The sequence below is a fragment of the Roseibium polysiphoniae genome (genome assembly GCF_014842925.1).
GTDB classification, from domain to species: domain Bacteria; phylum Pseudomonadota; class Alphaproteobacteria; order Rhizobiales; family Stappiaceae; genus Roseibium; species Roseibium polysiphoniae.
In genome coordinates this window covers 210576-226930 of record NZ_JACYXJ010000004.1, presented here as the reverse complement: position 1 = coordinate 226930, position 16355 = coordinate 210576, and the positions used below count along the sequence as shown (strand labels likewise).

General features: G+C 57.9%; 19 protein-coding genes and 1 other RNA gene. 4 read left to right on the top strand and 16 right to left on the bottom strand.

The window, feature by feature from the left end; translation table 11 throughout:
- Positions 1-11: 11 nt before the first annotated feature.
- From IG617_RS11295 to ruvC, 9 genes are all read right to left on the bottom strand, one after another.
- A complete protein-coding gene (locus IG617_RS11295; protein ID WP_192109320.1) occupies positions 12-968 on the bottom strand; it encodes an energy transducer TonB in 957 nt (318 codons plus the stop codon).
- Between the two features lie 6 nt (positions 969-974).
- The gene (gene tolR / locus IG617_RS11290) at positions 975-1427 is read right to left on the bottom strand and encodes a protein TolR (RefSeq protein WP_192109319.1); all 453 of its coding nucleotides are present in this window, start codon (positions 1425-1427) and stop codon (positions 975-977) included.
- A gap of 3 nt (positions 1428-1430) precedes the next feature.
- Entirely contained in the window at positions 1431-2138 is a 708-nt protein-coding gene (gene tolQ / locus IG617_RS11285) for a protein TolQ (protein ID WP_153771930.1), read from the bottom strand.
- A 224-nt stretch (positions 2139-2362) separates the two neighbouring features.
- Positions 2363-2839, bottom strand: a complete 477-nt coding sequence (gene ybgC / locus IG617_RS11280) for a tol-pal system-associated acyl-CoA thioesterase (protein WP_338109968.1) — start codon at positions 2837-2839, stop codon at positions 2363-2365.
- 101 nt (positions 2840-2940) lie between these two features.
- Positions 2941-4995 carry a methyl-accepting chemotaxis protein gene (locus tag IG617_RS11275; protein WP_209008425.1) on the bottom strand — a complete coding sequence of 685 codons (2055 nt, stop codon included), beginning with the start codon at positions 4993-4995 and terminating at the stop codon, positions 2941-2943.
- A gap of 157 nt (positions 4996-5152) precedes the next feature.
- Positions 5153-6193: a Holliday junction branch migration DNA helicase RuvB gene (gene ruvB, locus IG617_RS11270; RefSeq protein WP_192109318.1), complete on the bottom strand. Its 1041-nt coding sequence runs from the start codon at positions 6191-6193 to the stop codon at positions 5153-5155.
- Entirely contained in the window at positions 6183-6428 is a 246-nt protein-coding gene (locus tag IG617_RS11265) for an endonuclease (RefSeq protein ID WP_153771927.1), read from the bottom strand. The genes ruvB and IG617_RS11265 overlap by 11 nt, the downstream gene beginning before the upstream one ends.
- Positions 6425-7042, bottom strand: a complete 618-nt coding sequence (gene ruvA / locus IG617_RS11260) for a Holliday junction branch migration protein RuvA (protein WP_192109317.1) — start codon at positions 7040-7042, stop codon at positions 6425-6427. The genes IG617_RS11265 and ruvA overlap by 4 nt, the downstream gene beginning before the upstream one ends.
- The gene (ruvC, locus tag IG617_RS11255; protein WP_153771925.1) at positions 7039-7554 is read right to left on the bottom strand and encodes a crossover junction endodeoxyribonuclease RuvC; all 516 of its coding nucleotides are present in this window, start codon (positions 7552-7554) and stop codon (positions 7039-7041) included. The genes ruvA and ruvC overlap by 4 nt, the downstream gene beginning before the upstream one ends.
- A 102-nt stretch (positions 7555-7656) precedes the next feature.
- Between ruvC and IG617_RS11250 the strand changes: the two genes are divergently transcribed.
- Complete coding sequence (locus IG617_RS11250; protein ID WP_192109316.1) at positions 7657-8418, top strand: sulfite exporter TauE/SafE family protein; 762 nt, start codon at positions 7657-7659, stop codon at positions 8416-8418.
- Between the two features lie 14 nt (positions 8419-8432).
- On the opposite strand, the gene IG617_RS11245 is transcribed toward IG617_RS11250, so the two are convergent.
- From IG617_RS11245 to IG617_RS11215, 7 genes are all read right to left on the bottom strand, one after another.
- On the bottom strand, positions 8433-8738 hold the full coding sequence (locus IG617_RS11245) for a MazG-like family protein (protein WP_192109315.1): 306 nt from the start codon (positions 8736-8738) through the stop codon (positions 8433-8435).
- 86 nt (positions 8739-8824) lie between these two features.
- On the bottom strand, positions 8825-9568 hold the full coding sequence (locus IG617_RS11240; RefSeq protein WP_153771922.1) for a YebC/PmpR family DNA-binding transcriptional regulator: 744 nt from the start codon (positions 9566-9568) through the stop codon (positions 8825-8827).
- A 120-nt stretch (positions 9569-9688) separates the two neighbouring features.
- Complete coding sequence (locus tag IG617_RS11235) at positions 9689-10513, bottom strand: TIGR00282 family metallophosphoesterase (protein ID WP_153771921.1); 825 nt, start codon at positions 10511-10513, stop codon at positions 9689-9691.
- Positions 10510-11106 carry a 5-formyltetrahydrofolate cyclo-ligase gene (locus IG617_RS11230; RefSeq protein ID WP_192109314.1) on the bottom strand — a complete coding sequence of 199 codons (597 nt, stop codon included), beginning with the start codon at positions 11104-11106 and terminating at the stop codon, positions 10510-10512. Before IG617_RS11230 ends, IG617_RS11235 begins: the two co-directional genes overlap by 4 nt.
- 23 nt (positions 11107-11129) lie before the next feature.
- Positions 11130-11285: non-coding RNA, 6S RNA (ssrS, locus tag IG617_RS11225), on the bottom strand.
- 56 nt (positions 11286-11341) lie between these two features.
- Positions 11342-11713 carry a cell division protein ZapA gene (locus IG617_RS11220; protein ID WP_192109313.1) on the bottom strand — a complete coding sequence of 124 codons (372 nt, stop codon included), beginning with the start codon at positions 11711-11713 and terminating at the stop codon, positions 11342-11344.
- Positions 11714-11719: 6 nt separating this feature from the next.
- A complete protein-coding gene (locus IG617_RS11215) occupies positions 11720-12016 on the bottom strand; it encodes a DUF4164 domain-containing protein (RefSeq protein ID WP_192109312.1) in 297 nt (98 codons plus the stop codon).
- Positions 12017-12475: 459 nt separating this feature from the next.
- Here IG617_RS11215 and tkt point away from each other — a divergent pair, with 459 nt between their 5' ends.
- From tkt to IG617_RS11200, 3 genes are all read left to right on the top strand, one after another.
- On the top strand, positions 12476-14464 hold the full coding sequence (tkt, locus tag IG617_RS11210) for a transketolase (protein WP_192109311.1): 1989 nt from the start codon (positions 12476-12478) through the stop codon (positions 14462-14464).
- A gap of 145 nt (positions 14465-14609) precedes the next feature.
- Entirely contained in the window at positions 14610-15620 is a 1011-nt protein-coding gene (gene gap / locus IG617_RS11205; RefSeq protein WP_192109310.1) for a type I glyceraldehyde-3-phosphate dehydrogenase, read from the top strand.
- A 93-nt stretch (positions 15621-15713) separates the two neighbouring features.
- Positions 15714-16337: a LysE family translocator gene (locus IG617_RS11200; RefSeq protein ID WP_192109309.1), complete on the top strand. Its 624-nt coding sequence runs from the start codon at positions 15714-15716 to the stop codon at positions 16335-16337.
- The last annotated feature ends 18 nt before the right edge of the window (positions 16338-16355 follow it).

The window sequence follows — 16355 nt, the reverse complement described above, 5'->3', positions numbered from 1 at the left end:
TCTGTAACGTCTCATCCGCCAACAAGTTCGCGCGGATCGAAATTGATAATCACTTCCTGCCAGGCGTCATATTTGGCCGCCGGCAGGTTATAGGGAGCACACCGCATGACTGCGCGCACTGCGCTGCTGGATGCCGCGCGGAAAGCCGGATGAGAGCTCGATGTCAGCACCTCGGGGCTGCCCGAGACCTGCCCCGAACGATCCAGACCGAACATGACCCTGACCTTGAGCGTCTCAGCCCCCACAGCACCGACAGGCGGGCTCCAGCATCTTGCGATCTGGCCGCGCAAAGCATCAAGCTCGGATTGGCTCATGCGAACATTTTCCGCACCCTGGCGGCTACCGAGCGATGCTTGGTCCTGCGTCGTCGACGTGCTGCCACCAGCTGGCTCAACCTTGTTGAGAAGAGCCGAAATCTGGTTCGGATTGAAATTCTCGTCCTGCGGCTGCTGGGCCGTCTGTGTCGGGCGCGGCGGCGTCGGCTTGGTCCTTGGCGTCACATTGGTGACCACAGGCTTGGGCTCTTCAACTGGCGCAGGTTCCGGCTCAGGCTCTGGTTCTGCGGCAGGCGTGGGCTCTGGCTCGGGAGCGGGCTCCGGTTCGGGCGTTGGTTCAGGTTCCGGTGTGGGCTCTGGCTCTGGCTCAGGTTCCGGAACAGGCTCGGGCTCGGGTGCCGGCTCTGGTGTCGGAGCAGGTGCCTGTTCAGCCGTTGCATCGCCGGGTTTTTCGTCCGGCTGCGGAGCCTCCCTGGGCGGGGCCTCTGTCGGTGTCAGTGCAGCCACGTCACGGATCTCGGTTTCGGTCTTCTCGCCCTTCTGCAACCTGGTCAATTCTTCGACAGGCACGAGCTCGACAGGAAGGGAGTCCACCGGGCTGGTCGAAAAGGTCTCGGCATCCGGAAGAGCAACAAGCCCCCAGACCAAAACGGCCGCGTGGCCGGCCAAAGACGCAACGAGACCAGCACGCATGGTGGTCTATGAATCCTGTTCTTCGAGGGTCACAAGGCCGAGGCGCTTAAAACCGGCCGCATTTATTCGGCCCATGATCTTCATCATGACGCCGTAGTCAGCATCCTGGTCACCGCGTACGTAGATACGCTCGTCATACCCGTTAGCGGCAATCGCCTCGAGTTTGGGCACGACCTCATCAATGGCGATTTCCGTGTCCTGAATGTAAATCTGTCCCGCAGAATTCACGGAAATCGTAAGCGGCTCCGTATCGCCTTCCAGCGCCTTCGCCCGGGTTTCCGGCAAATCAATGGGCACTCCAACCGTCAGCAACGGCGCCGCCACCATGAAGATGATGAGAAGCACCAGCATCACGTCCACGAATGGCGTGACGTTGATTTCACTGACCAGCTGATGCCGGCGACGCCGACGACCGCGTCTGCCACCTCCGCCTTGACCACCTCCGACCTGCATGCCCATGGCTCAGGTCCTTTCGTCGATCTGACGGGATAAGATGGCCGAAAACTCGTCCGCAAAGCCTTCCATGCGGCCAACGGCTTTGCCGACATCAGACGACAACTTGTTATAGGCAATGACGGCCGGAATAGCGGCCAGGAGGCCAAGCGCGGTTGCAAAGAGTGCTTCTGCGATCCCCGGCGCGACAACGGCCAGGTTGGTGCTCTGCGAGCTGGCGATCGCCTGGAAAGCGGTCATGATACCCCAAACCGTGCCGAAGAGCCCGATGAAGGGAGCTGCGGAACCAACCGTCGCAAGTATGAGAAGCCGGCTCTCAAGACGCTCCGCCTCGCGCTGGATGGTCACATCCATGACCCGGTCGATCCTTTGCTGAAGGCTCCCAATGGCAGGGCGCGCACCCTCGTGGCTGCGCTTCCACTCGCGCATCGCTGCAACAAAAAGCGCAGCCATGGAATGGTTCACACGGTTCTGGAGCGTGCCGTAAAGCTCCTCCAAAGACTGACCGGACCAGAAAACCGTCTCAAAACGGTTCATCTGGCGTTTGGTGCGCCCATAGAGCAGCGTTTTGTCGACGATGATCGCCCAACACCATACGGAAGCGCCGATCAGGCCAAGCATGACGATCTTGACGACGATATGTGCTTCCCAGAAGAGGGCGAAGAACGAAATATCGCCTTCCTGCGCCGCCAACGTCGACTGGACAAGTTCATTCATGAAACAAAAGACCTCTTGGGCGAAAGACTGTACCTGTTCAAGCGAACCGAATTTCGGCGCGCCAAATTGCCCCTAGTGCTGACGTGTCAGGCTCAACGTCTCTGTGACTGCCGATTTTGGCGAAACTGGGACTGACGCCTAGTCTTGGGGTCAGCATTCAAAAGAATCAATTATGGTTACCGGACAATTAAGAATCGTCCGTGAACTCTAAACATTTTCAGGAACTATTCCAGATCACCGGGTATTTGAGCCGCGCTTCCGAGTTGTGCGAGACGCTGCGCAAGATGAAGCGGAAGACGGGTTGGACGTCCGTCCTCCGTAATCACGGCGACCAGAACGTCGGCCGAGACGAGCAAAGTCCCTTCCCTCAGAATTTCCTGGCGCAAGGCAATGCGGGCGCCCTTTTGCTCCTCGAGAACGGTTCTGACTTCGAGGACATCATCGATCGTCGCCGGCTTGAAAAACTCAATGTTCATCTTGCGAACGGCAAATGCGAGCGAAGCACCATCCACACCGGCCTTCAGCTCGGAATGATGAATGTTAGCAAGCCGCAGAAAGTCGGACCGGCCCCGTTCGAAGAACTGAACATAGGCGCCATGGTAGACAATCCCAGTAAAATCAGTGTCTTCGTAATAGACGCGAACCGGCAGCAAGTGTTTGCCGTCCATAATACGGCCGGAAAGGTCGGGCCAGGTCGTCACGCGCATATCCTCTGCGTTTGTCATCTCAGCCCCAATAGCAGACGGCCCGGCAACAAGACAATTGTTGCCGGGCCGTCTGGTGTTTTACACGAGCTCGAAAATTAGGCGGCTGCCACGTCCGAAAGGAAGCGCTCGACCGAGGTCCGCAGGTTTTCCGCCTGATGCTTCATTTCCAATGTTGCTTCACGCATATGCTCCGCCGAAGTGGAGTTTTCGGCAACGTCCTCGCTGAGAGAGGCCACCGCAGACGACACATTCAACGTGCCTTCAGCTGCCTGGGCCACATTGCGCGAAATCTCGTTGGTAGCCGATCCCTGCTGCTGAACAGCGTCGGCGATGGTTGCGGTATAATTGTTGACCTCATCCATCGAGTTAGACACCAGCGCAATTTCACCAACCGCATCCGAGGTCGACGCCTGGATCGCAGCGATTTGGGTCGAGATTTCCTCTGTTGCCTTGGCCGTCTGTCCTGCGAGCGACTTCACCTCGGAGGCAACAACCGCAAAGCCGCGGCCAGCCTCGCCTGCGCGGGCTGCCTCTATGGTCGCGTTGAGCGCAAGAAGATTTGTCTGCTCGGCGATCTCGGAAATCAGGGACACAACATCCCCGATCCGGTTGGCAGCCTCGGCCAGTCCGGCAATCTTCTGATTGGAAGACTGGGCGTTGGAGGTCGTTTGGCCGACGATTTCCGCGGTCGTGGCGACCTGCCGGGAAATCTCGGAGATGGACGCATTCAGCTCTTCTGTGGCAGAGGCAACCGCCTGAACGTTTGCCGATGCGTTTTCAGAATCGCCCACCGCCTGAGAACTGCGCCCGGCCGCAGATGCGGACCGGTCGCTGAGCGTCGTTGACAGTTCCTCGACACGGAAAATGTTCTCTTCGACCGAAGACAACACGCTTTGCGCTTCCGTCCGGAAGGAATTGATCAGCGCGTCGATCTGGTTTTCACGCTTCTCACGTGCGATGTAGCCAACTTTGCGTTCAGATGCTAAGCGTTCGCGCTCGACCGAGTTTTCCTTGAAGATCGCGATACAGCGCGCCATTTCGCCGATCTCATCGGAACGCTCGGTTGCATCCACAGCAACCTCGAGGTCACCATCAGCGATTTTGCGCGCGGCGCCAGACAGCGTGTTGAGCGGCGCAAACATGCGAACGGTCAGCCACCAGATAAGGCCAACGATCGGCAACATGCAAAGAACACCGGAGATGATCGCGCCAAAGGTGATCTTGTTCGCCGCGGCAGAGAGCTCCGTTTGCTGCACAGCCTCAATCACGCCGAAAGGTTTGGTCTGCACCATGCTGTCGGCGCGAGAGAAGCGATAATCAATTCCATCGATGGAGAGCATTCCCGCGCCCGACTGAATGGCCGAGAGCTCAAAGGTCCGCTCGGCGAATCCGTTGTCTCCGACTTCGACAAGCGTGCCCTTGGAGTCAACGAGCATGATGTTTTCGCTGCTGCCTAGACCGCTGCTATCATTGAGGAACGATGCAAACCGCGCCATATCGACTTCCAGGCCAACCGCACCGAAGAAGCGATCCAAATAAAATACAGGAGCTGCTAGAACGAGACTGACCCTGCCGTCGGCACCGGTGATGAAACCGGACGGGAATACTTCTCCGGCCTTCAGGGTGCCGGCCGCGTTGGCCGCCACGACAGGTCCCAATGCCGCTGCGAACGGGTTTTCCGAAAGCTGGGCATCATCAACGTGGCGTGCAAATTCGGCGCCCTTGTTGAAGGAATACGTGATGTTTCCATCAGGGTCGGCGATGGCGACGCCTGAAAACAGGCCCTGACCAACAAGCTCGACATAGGCTGCGTGAATGATCTTGTGATTGTTCACGTAGTAGTTCTTGGCGTCCGGCTCGATCAGCAGATGACGCTTTTCGGCGGGATGCGGATTGTCCTCGACAAAGATCTTGCGGAGGGTTTCCGTCTGGCCCTCTTTCAGGTTTTTCCAGCCGACAGTCATTTTCATCAGACTGTCTTTGGCCTCGGTCAGCGACACAAAAAAGCGTGCGCTGTCCGTCACCTGTTCCAAAGCAAGCTCAAGTGTCTTGCGTTTTCCGAGAGTGGCACTTTTGAGAGCGGTATCGGCCTGGGAATTGGCGACCCCGCTGGCAAGGTTTGATGTCACTGCGACAATGGCGACACACATTGTCAGTGTTCCGGCAAAAAACATCAAAGCAAGCTTTGTGGATAGACGCTTACGAATCATTACACCCCCCAAAAAATACGGAGGGATATTCAACCGGCTTTCACCAAGAAAGATTTAATTTTGGCAGAACTTCGCAAAAAAAGAAGTCCGCAAGACTCTACTCGGGCTCGGCGAATAAACCGAGTTGTGGCGCATCTGGTCTCTTGGGAACAGCAAGACCAAGATGCTGAAAAGCCTGAGGTGTCAGAACCCGTCCGCGCGGTGTCCTCTGCAGGAAGCCGTTCTGGATCAGATAGGGCTCCACGATTTCTTCAATCGCATCACGCGGCTCTGAGAGTGCAGCCGCAATGGTCTCGATGCCGACAGGCCCTCCGCCGAAGTTCATGGCAATCTGGCTGAGATACCTGCGATCGAGACTGTCCAGACCGGCATTGTCGACCTCGAGCTGTGACAAGGCCTTGTCCGCCAGCGCCTGATCCACGTTTTCGTTGCCGGCAACCACGGCAAAGTCACGCACGCGGCGAAGCAGGCGGCCGGCAATGCGCGGCGTTCCGCGCGAGCGCTTGGCGATCTCATGAGCCCCGTCTTCGGTCATGCCGACACCAAGGATGCGCGCGCCGCGATTGACGATGTGCTCCAGTTCCGGAACCGTATAGAATTGTAACCGGACAGGAATACCGAAGCGGTCACGCAGAGGCGTTGTCAGCAAGCCGAGCCGCGTCGTCGCCGCAACCAAGGTGAACTTCGCGAGGTCGATCTTGACCGACCGGGCGGCGGGCCCCTCGCCGATGATCAAATCCAGCTGGTAATCTTCCATCGCGGGATAAAGCACTTCCTCCACCGCCGGATTTAGGCGGTGAATTTCATCGATAAAAAGAACATCCCGCTCTTCAAGGTTGGTCAAAAGCGCCGCCAGATCACCAGCCTTCGCGATCACCGGCCCTGAAGTTGCGCGAAAATTCACGCCAAGCTCCCGCGCCATGATCTGGGCCAGGGTCGTCTTTCCGAGACCCGGAGGGCCAACGAAGAGCACATGATCAAGCGCTTCACCGCGCGCCTTGGCCGCTTCGATGAAAATCTTCAGATTGGCGCGTGCCTGCGCCTGCCCCACGAAATCATCGAGAGCCTGCGGCCGCATCGTGCCGTCGATTTCATCGCCGCGGATCTCCGGCGTGACGAGGCGCTGATCATCCGACATAGCTGACCACCACGATCAGGAGTGCAAGCAGGCTGATAGAATAGACAACGCGAATGGCGTAGAATTTCTTGAACTGGCGGCGCACGTAAGGGTCTTCAGTGTCAATCTTGCGGCCCTTCATGGAATAGGTCCGTCCATCGACGGCGAGAGCGAACTTGTGATCAATATACATGATCCCGCCCATGCCGAGCACGAAGAACACAATTGCAATCAGAATGAAAATGACGGCGGTCATTGCGCGAGTTCCTTCAGGCCGAGACGGATCAGCGTCTCCGTGGAAGCGTCCTCACCTGCCGATTGCATCGCCTTGGCTACCGCAGCACTGGCCTGCGGTTGTCCATATCCAAGGTTGGTCAGAGCCGACACGGCTTCGGCCACAGGTCTTGCGGCAATGTCTTCATTGACGGTCTGCGACACCGCGATTGTCTCAGCATCCACTGAGGCGAAACTTGGCGCCTTGTCCTTCAACTCGGCCAAGATCCGCTCGGCAACGCGCTTGCCGACGCCAGGCGCACGCGAGATCGTCGCCTTGTCGCCAAGGGCAATTGCGTTGGCAACTTCACTGGCTTTGAGAATGCCCAGGATTGCCAGCGCCACTTTCGCGCCAACACCCTGGACCGTCATCAAAAGACGAAACCATTCCCGTTCTGCATCATCCGAGAAGCCATAGAGCTTGATCATGTCCTCGCGAACATAGGTCTCAATCGCCAAGACTGCGGCTTCCCCTGCACGCGGCAGGGCCTGAAGGATGCGCGAGGGGCAATGGACCTGATAGCCGACACCGTGAACGTCGAGGATCACATAATCCTCGCCGTAGCTGTCGATGGTGCCTTTGAGTTTTCCGATCATGCAGCGCCTGCCCGTGCCAGTCTTCCAGTTGTCGAACCGCGATGATGGGCATGGCAGATAGCAATCGCCAGCGCATCTGCCGCATCATCTGTATCAAAGGTCGCCCGGGGCATCAGCACCTTCACCATCGCCCGGATCTGATCTTTTTCCGCGTGCCCTGTGCCCACGACCGTCTTCTTGACCAGGTTCGGCGCATACTCGGACACGTGCAACCCTGCAAGGGCTGGAACCAGGAGCGCGACACCGCGGGCCTGACCGAGTTTCAGCGTCGCCCCGGCATCCTTGTTGACGAACGTCAGCTCCACCGCTGCTTCCATGGGCGCCTGAAGTTCGACAATCCGGGACAGGCCGTCATGCAGCTGGACGAGACGTTCAGCCAGATCCTGCTTGTTGTTAGAAGTCACCGTGCCGGAAGCGATGAAGGTCAATCGATTTCCGATCGCCTCGATCACGCCCCAACCCATGCGCCGCAACCCCGGATCGATGCCGAGAACTCGAATCGGATGTGTCATGGAACAAACCGGTAACAAAACTTCCGCGTTGACGCCAGCTCAACCGGCCGATAGGCAGGTCATCTAAGCGCTTTTCCCATGCCTTGCCGGTTTCAGAGGCTCATGTTCGATATTTTCTCTTCGTTTTCACCCGGAACACTCAAGTTCCTGGGGGCCGTTCTTTTTGTGGCGGGAACAGTGCGCGGCTTTGCAGGCTTCGGCGCGGGCATGATCTTCATGCCAATGGCAACCGCTATTGTTTATCCGCCGACGGCCGCAGCCGGCTTTCTGTTTCTCGACTTCGCCATTGCCATGCCTTTGGTCGTTCGCGCAGTTCGGATATGCGACTGGAACACGGTCATTCCGGCGGTCGCCGCCTCCGTCATTTTCGTTCATACCGGAACATGGTTCCTGGCCAACGGTGACGTGTTGATGCTGCGTTGGGTGATCTTTGCGATCGTTGCTGGCCTGCTTGCTCTTCTCGTGTCGGGATGGCGCTATCACAGCAAACCGACCCGTGCGGTCTCATTTGGCGTGGGCGCCGTCGCCGGTGTGCTCGGCGGAATCAGCCAGGTTTCCGGTCCGCCTGTCGTCGCCTTCTGGCTTTCAAGCGCCAAAGAGCCGGCAATCGTCCGCGCCAACCTGATTGTCTTCTTCGCCCTCGCGAGTATCGGCACTATCCTGGCCTATTGGCTGAACGGCTTCTTTACGCTGGAGGTCGGTCATTTCCTAGTCGCGGGCATACCCGCCTATGCGCTTGGGCTGTTCGTCGGCTCGAAGAGCTTCGGCAAGGCTGACCCGAAATACTACCGCCTGATCGCCTATTCCCTGATTGCCATCGCGGCGATCACCAGCATGCCAGCCCTGGATGCATGGCTTAGGTAGATCTGAGTTGACGGTCAGACGCCGCGCTTAAGAACCGACTGCCACTTGTCGCACTTTTGCGCGAACAGCTGATCGAGTTGCTCTTGGAACATGGCCTCATCATCACAGGTCTGCGCCAGAACGCTCAGAGCCACGATTGCTGCGTCAGCTGCCTCCTCACGCACGTCATCAAGCTTCAGGTTCTTGTAGGCTGAGCTCGGCGCCCCGGTCGCAGAAAGAACAGCCTGGGCCAGTTCCCCGGCCTCTTCACAAAGCTTGAGCGAACGCTCCTGAAGCGATTTCGGGTCAAGTTGCGTCAATTCAAAGATGCGTTGTTTCATTACCGTTCCCGCCAGTAACCATTCCTTAGAAACAAAAACCCCGGCACAAGGCCGGGGTTATCTCGCTCAAATTGATAAGCCGCGGATCAGGCCAGCGACGCCATCGTTTCTTCATCGATGTCGAAGTTCGAGAAGACGTTCTGAACATCGTCGTCATCTTCAAGCATGTCGATCAGCTTCATCAGCGTCTGGGCCTTGTCCCCGTCAACCGGTGTCAGGTTCTGCGGCTTCCAGATAATCTTGGTGGAATCGGCTTCGCCCAACGCCTCTTCCAACGCCTTGCCGACTTCATTCAGATCTTCAAAGGCGGTGTAGATCGTGTGACCGTTTTCATCCGACTGCACGTCTTCCGCTCCAGCTTCAATGGCCGCTTCAAGCACCGCGTCCGCTTCGCCGGCTTCCGGCTTGTAGACGATTTCGCCAACACGATCGAACATGAACGAAACCGAGCCGGTTTCACCCAAGGATCCACCGCATTTGGTGAAATAGGAACGAACATTGGACGCTGAACGGTTGCGATTGTCTGTCAGGGCTTCAACAACGACAGCAACGCCTGCCGGGCCATAGCCCTCGTAGCGGATCTCTTCATAACTTTCCGCGTCACCCGTTTGCGACTTGTTGATCGCACGCTGGATGTTGTCCTTGGGCATGGACTGTGCCTTGGCGTTGTTGACCGCCAGTCGCAGACGCGGGTTCGCATCCGGGTCCGGGTCGCCCATCTTCGCGGCGACGGTGATTTCCTTGGACAGCTTGGAAAACATCTTGGACCGCACAGCATCCTGGCGCCCCTTGCGATGCATGATGTTCTTAAATTTTGAATGTCCTGCCATGGCTCTTCTCGGCTTTATGCGGATGTGTCTTTAAAATCTGCGCCGCTTATAGGCAAAGCCGCCGGTAAAATCCAGCGACTGCAGCCCAAACGACCGGCGCATCACCTGGTCGCCTCGATATTATGTCGACCAGAAATCGGGAAGCACCGGCTCAAGGTGGCCACCGATACGCACTGGCGCGACGCGCAGCGCCAGGCCTGTTCGGTCATCGGTCTCAACCGCCACACCTGAAATCGTTGCATCGCCTGTTGCCGGCGTGAACCGGTTGCCCGGAATCTTGCGCTGGAAACGATTGACCGGCTCTTCCTTATCCATGCCCAGGACACTGTCATAGCAGCCGCACATACCTGCATCGGTCATATAGGCAGTGCCACCGGGCAGGATCTGATGATCGGCGGTCGGAACATGCGTGTGAGTACCCACGACAAGGCTGACGCGGCCGTCAAGCATGTGCCCCATCGCCTGTTTCTCGCTGGTAGCTTCTGCGTGCACATCGATGATCACGGCATCCGCGACATCCCCAAGCGGGCATTCGTTGACCACCCGCTCAATCGCGGCGAAGGGGTCATCAAGAGCGTCCATGTAAACGCGCCCCATCACATTGGCGACCATCACCTGAGCACCATTGCGCGCCGTGTAGAGATGTGCCCCGCGCCCCGGCGTTCCCTTAGGATAGTTGACCGGCCGCAGAAGTCTGTCCTGCCGCTCGATGTAGACCAGCGTATCCCGCTGATCCCAAACATGATTGCCGGTCGTCACCACATCAGCGCCGGCATCCAGAACATCCTGCAGAATGGCTTCGGTAATCCCGAAGCCCGAGGCCGAATTCTCTCCATTCACGACGACGAAATCGAGTTGTTGTTCCTCAACAAGCGCTGGCAATTGATCGATGACAATGGTGCGCCCTGTACGTCCGACCAGATCGCCGAGAAAAAGCAGTTTCATGAAGCCTCGATGTGTTGAAAGCGTCGAAAGCCCGTTTCGGTCAAAATACCATTGAGAGGCTTGTCATGCGGTTCGGCAGGTATATCGCTCATCTCCTGCGCGCAAAAGGCCAGTCCAATACACAAAAGGGGGCCTGTTTTTTCAAGCGCGGCGATCGCAGTATCATAATGGCCTTTGCCGTATCCGATGCGGTTGCCCGATGTATCGAAAGCAGCCAAAGGCATCAGTAGCACGTCGGGCCTGACTTCCTCTGCCTCAGGTCCGGGGGCCTGCGTCCCAAAACCCGCGGGCTCGAATGCCGTTTCGCGGCCAAATGCGCGAAAGACAAGATGCGGCTCTGAAACGACGGGAAGGCAGAGCTGATGCCCTTTGGCGCGCAAGGCATCAAGCAAGGGACGCGGATCGATTTCGTCTCTGATCGGCCAGAAGCCGGCGACAGTCGCGCCATCATGAAGCTCGAGTTGCTCGCAATACCCTGCAAGAGCGAGTGACGCCTCCACCCTTGCGATCGGGTCCATGGCAGCACGACGCGCGAGAGCTTCAAGGCGAAGCTTCTGCTTCTTCTCTGCATTTGAGGGATCGGAGAGAGGCATGACAACCCGGACTTAAAGAAAACGAGACGGCCGCACGATCGTTGGAAGTTGCAATCCCGGGAAACCTACTGTGTAGGTGGGCACCGTATGCAACAGACCACGGTCCGAAGCAGGGACAGCTCCCGAAGGGATGCGTAAGGCCCCGGGGATATGATTCCTGACGTATCGCGCAGCCGCAGATCAGCATATAGCTGTCCAACCGAGGTTTTTCTACCCTGCAGGAATCGAATCCGTCTTATTCGGATCTAAGGCTTTTGCTCAGCCCCTGTGCGAGCGCTTCAATACGCGACGCAGCCTCTTCGATAGCCTGGGCCACATTCGTCTCAGCACTGCTGTGCTGCTCAAGGACGGTTTCGCGCCCGGTGCGTTCTTTTTCGAGTTCAGCTTCCAGGCGGCTGACCTTGCGCTCCAGCTCTGCGAGCTGATCCGTCGCCATGATACCCGCCATCACGGTCAGCCGCTGATCGCCGATTTCGCCAAAGGCGCCGCGCAGCTCATTGATCCAGCCATCGAACCGTCCGGCAAGGCCGATCAGGCGATCCTCTTCGCCGTCGTCGCAAGCCATGCGAAAGGAGCGCCCGTTGATGGTCACGTTGATCTGCGCCATCTGCGTCTATCCCTCGTGCGTGTCGAGCACGCTTCGGATCGTTTCCATTGCGGAAACAAGCCGGCGAGAGACATCCTTGTTTGCGCCTTCAAGCCGGCTGGCCCGCGCTTCCGTCTTGTCGAGATCATTTGCGAGACGGGACCGGTCCTCACTCAAGCGCTGCAGGTCTTCCTGCAAGCCATTCAAGGAGCGATCGGCGTGCATGCGGCGTTCCACCGAGCTCTCAAGACTGCCGACAGCCTTTGACAGTCGCTGCAAGGCAGCACTGACATCCTTCGGTTTATGACCGTCCTGTTCCGTCATTCAACCCGCACCCAACCCCCATGGCCGCGCATCAGCACAGCAAACAGTCCAATACAGCTGCAATCCGATCACTAAAAAGGATCGCAGTTTAGACAGCTGCGTTAGCTCTGTCTGTTCAAGCTGCCTTCGAGCAAGCAGCAACAACATCCTGTTCCCATTACAAGCTGAAGGAGGTCAGAAAATTGCCGCACAGGAGATTAGGCAGTGCGCCTTAGACCCGTCAATGGCAGCCATGGCAGAATCCTCAACTGCATTTCACATCTGTTGTGACCGCTCGCCGCTTCGCCCTTTTATTGACTCGCGCAAGGTTCCTGATATTTGTCGGGCGCCTTTCGGACTGAGTTGACCGGCTCTCTTGCCAAGTCGCAAGGGAAACGCTTGCAAACGCAAACGGTTGACGTCCGCACCTTGGGCTTTGAATTTATCCGGCGCGCCGCCGACGCAAGCTACGGGACAAAAATGACCGATCTTGAAAAACATCAGCGCATGGCAAATGCGATCCGCTTCCTTGCCATCGATGCCGTGGAAAAAGCCAAGTCCGGCCACCCCGGCCTGCCCATGGGCGCAGCCGATATCGCAACTGTTCTTTTTACCGAGTTTTTGAAGTTTGACCCTACGAGCCCTAACTGGGCCGACCGTGACCGCTTCGTGCTGTCCGCTGGTCATGGTTCGATGCTTCTGTACAGCCTGCTCTATCTTCTCGGCTACGAAGATTTCAGCCTCGAAGAGATCAAGAACTTCCGCCAGATCGGTGCACGCACAGCCGGTCATCCGGAATTCGGTCATGGCGCCGGCATCGAGACCACAACCGGCCCGCTTGGGCAGGGACTTGGCAACGCGGTTGGCATGGCCATCGCCGAAAAGCTTCAGGAATCCCGCTTCGGCAAGGATATCGTCGACCACTTCACCTATGTGCTGGCTGGTGACGGCTGCCTCATGGAAGGCATCAGTCAGGAGGCCCTGTCTCTTGCAGGTCATCTCAAGCTGAACAAACTGATCGTAATCTGGGATGACAACGGCATCTCCATCGATGGCGCAGTCAGCATCACGGACAGCACCGATCAAGTTGCCCGCTTCAGCGCGTCCGGATGGAACACCATCTCGGTCGACGGCCATGATCCCGCAGCCATTGCAGGCGCGATTCGCCAGGCACAGTCCAGCGACAGCCCAACGCTGATCGCGGCCAAAACCACGATCGGCTTTGGCTCTCCGAAGAAGGCCGGAACCAACGGCGTTCATGGTGCCCCGCTTGGTACGGATGAAGTCGCCGCAACACGCGAAGCACTCAACTGGCCGCATGAACCATTTGAAGTCCCGAGCGACATTCTCGATGCCTGGCGGATCGCCGGTCTTCGCTCCGCCCAGGCCCACAAGGATTGGGAAAAGCGCTTCGCAGAGAAAGACGGGGAAACCCGCGCCGAGTTCGAGCGCCGCAACCGCGGCGATCTGCCGGCTGGCTTTGCTACGGCTGTTCAGGACTACAAAAAGCAGCTCGCCGAAGAAAAGCCCACCATGGCAACGCGTAAGGCCTCCGAGGCTGTGTTGGGTGTGCTCAACGAAGTGATCCCGGAAACCATCGGCGGATCTGCCGATCTGACGGGCTCCAACAACACCAAGACCAAGCAGACGCTGCCAGTAACGCCGGATGATTTTTCCGGTCGGTATATCCATTGGGGCATTCGCGAACACGGCATGGCTGCGGCCATGAACGGCATGGCGCTTCACGGCGGCATGATCCCCTATTCCGGTGGGTTCCTGATCTTCTCGGATTATTGCCGCCCGTCGCTTCGCCTGGCCGCGCTGATGAAACAGCGTGTCATCCATGTCATGACCCATGATTCGATCGGTCTTGGCGAAGATGGCCCGACCCACCAGCCGGTGGAACACTTTGCTGCCCTGCGCGCGATCCCGGATCTTCGGTTTTTCCGCCCGGCGGATGTCACCGAAACGCTGGAATGCTGGCAGCTGGCGCTGGAAGCCCATGACACGCCTTCTGTTCTCGCCTTGACCCGCCAGAACCTCGTTGCCCAGCGCAAATCCTATGAGGAAGAAAACCTCTGCGCACGCGGCGCCTATGTTCTGATCGATAGCGAAGACGAAGCCGCCGTAACGATCTTTGCGTCCGGCTCAGAAGTAGAAATAGCGGCTGACGCGCATGCACAGCTGACAGAAGCCGGAATTGCCGCCCGCGTCGTATCGGTTCCTTGCTTCGAGCTGTTTGAAACCCAGTCAGAAGACTATCAGGCATCGGTCATCGGCAGCAGCCCGGTCAAGATCGCCGTTGAAGCCGGTATCCGCATGGGGTGGGATCACTTCATCGGCAACGACGGGATCTTTGTCGGGATGTCCAGCTTCGGCGCCAGCGGTCCTTACAAGGCGCTCTATGAGCACTTCGGCATCACGGCGGATGCCGTTGTGACCGCTGCCAAGGCAAAGCTCGAGGCCTAAGGCACACGACTTTTTGAAGCTGCCCGCGCCTTCCCGCGAGCAGCTCAACCGGAAAGTGTCACTGGGGCGCTTTCCGTTCCGGCCGCGAAGTGGCGGCCAACGCACAGGCGCCTGATCAGGCGCGTTAGAAATGTGGGAGTGGAATATGGTTACCAAGGTAGCAATCAACGGATTTGGGCGCATCGGCCGCAACGTTCTGCGCGCAATTGTTGAATCCGGCCGGACCGATATTGAAGTCGTCGGCATCAACGATCTGGGACCTGTAGAAACCAACGCACATCTGCTTCGCTACGACTCCGTACATGGCCGGTTCCCGGCTGAAGTCGTGGTCGACGGCGACACCATCACCGTTGGCGGTGGCAAGCCTATTAAGGTCACCGCCATCCGCGATCCCAAGGATCTGCCTTGGGGTGAACTCGGCGTCGACGTCGCCATGGAATGCACCGGCATCTTCACGGCCAAGGAAAAGGCATCAGCTCATCTTGAAGCAGGTGCCAAGCGCGTTCTGGTTTCCGCACCTGCAGCCGGCGCAGACAAGACCATCGTCTTCGGCGTCAACGACAGCGCTCTGACCGCAGATGATCTCGTTGTTTCCAACGCGTCCTGCACCACCAACTGCCTGTCACCGGTAGCTTACGTCCTGAATGAGACAGTCGGCATCGAAAAAGGCTTCATGACGACGATCCATTCGTACACGGGCGACCAGCCGACGCTGGACACCATGCACAAGGATCTTTACCGCGCTCGTGCCGCTGCCATGTCGATGATCCCGACCTCGACCGGTGCTGCCAAGGCCGTCGGCCTGGTTCTGCCGGAACTGAACGGCAAGCTGGACGGTGTCGCTATCCGCGTCCCGACCCCGAATGTCTCGGTTGTCGACCTCAACTTCATCGCCAAGCGCGAAACATCGGTCGAAGAGATCAACGCTGCGATCAAGGAAGCTGCCAACGGCAAGCTGAAAGGCATCCTCGGATTTACCGAAGAATCTCTTGTTTCCGTTGACTTCAACCACAACAGCCATTCGTCGATCTTCCACATGGATCAGACGAAGGTCATGGACGGAACCTTTGTCCGCATCCTGACCTGGTACGACAACGAATGGGGCTTCTCCAACCGCATGTCCGACACCGCGGTAGCAATGGAAAAGCTTATCTAAGCTGCCATGGGATGAACGCTCGTTCCAAAATGACAGGCGGATGCGGATCTTTCGCATCCGCCTTTTTTATCAAGGTCTAGAAAGGAAAGCTGCTTGCTTGAGCTCCTGACCGTTATCACCCTGACGATCGTCGTCGCCATTGTCCCTGGCCCCGACTTTGCCTTGGTTTTGCGCAACTCTCTTGTCGGAGGGCGGCTTGCCGGCATCATGACCGCGCTCGGCATCGGCCTGGCCCTGGCCGTTCACGTAACCTACGCCCTAGCCGGTATCGGCCTTTTGGTGTCGCAATCGATCTTTCTCTTCAACGCCTTGAAGCTGATCGGCGCGGCCTATCTCGTGTTTCTTGGCGTGACCATGTACCGTGGCGCGGCGCGAGAAATGCCGGCTGAAACAGGTAACGGAGGCATGCCTCCGCTCAAGGCCCTTCGCTGGGGTTTCCTCACGAATGTAACCAATCCCAAGGCCACCATGTTCGCAATGAGTGTGTTTCTCCAGGTGACCTCACCCGAGACCCCACTCTGGACACAGATCGGCTATGGCGTGATCATGGCGTCCGGCGTTTTCATCTGGTTTGTCCTGGTCACGGTTTTCTTCACGCTGGCCCCGGTCCGGCAGAGTTTCATGCGCATGAAACTCTGGATGGAGCGTACCTTCGGCATTCTTCTGACGTTGTTCGGCATCGGGATTGCCGCGACAACAAGCTCTTCTCGTCCTTGATTGGTGGGTTCAAGACAC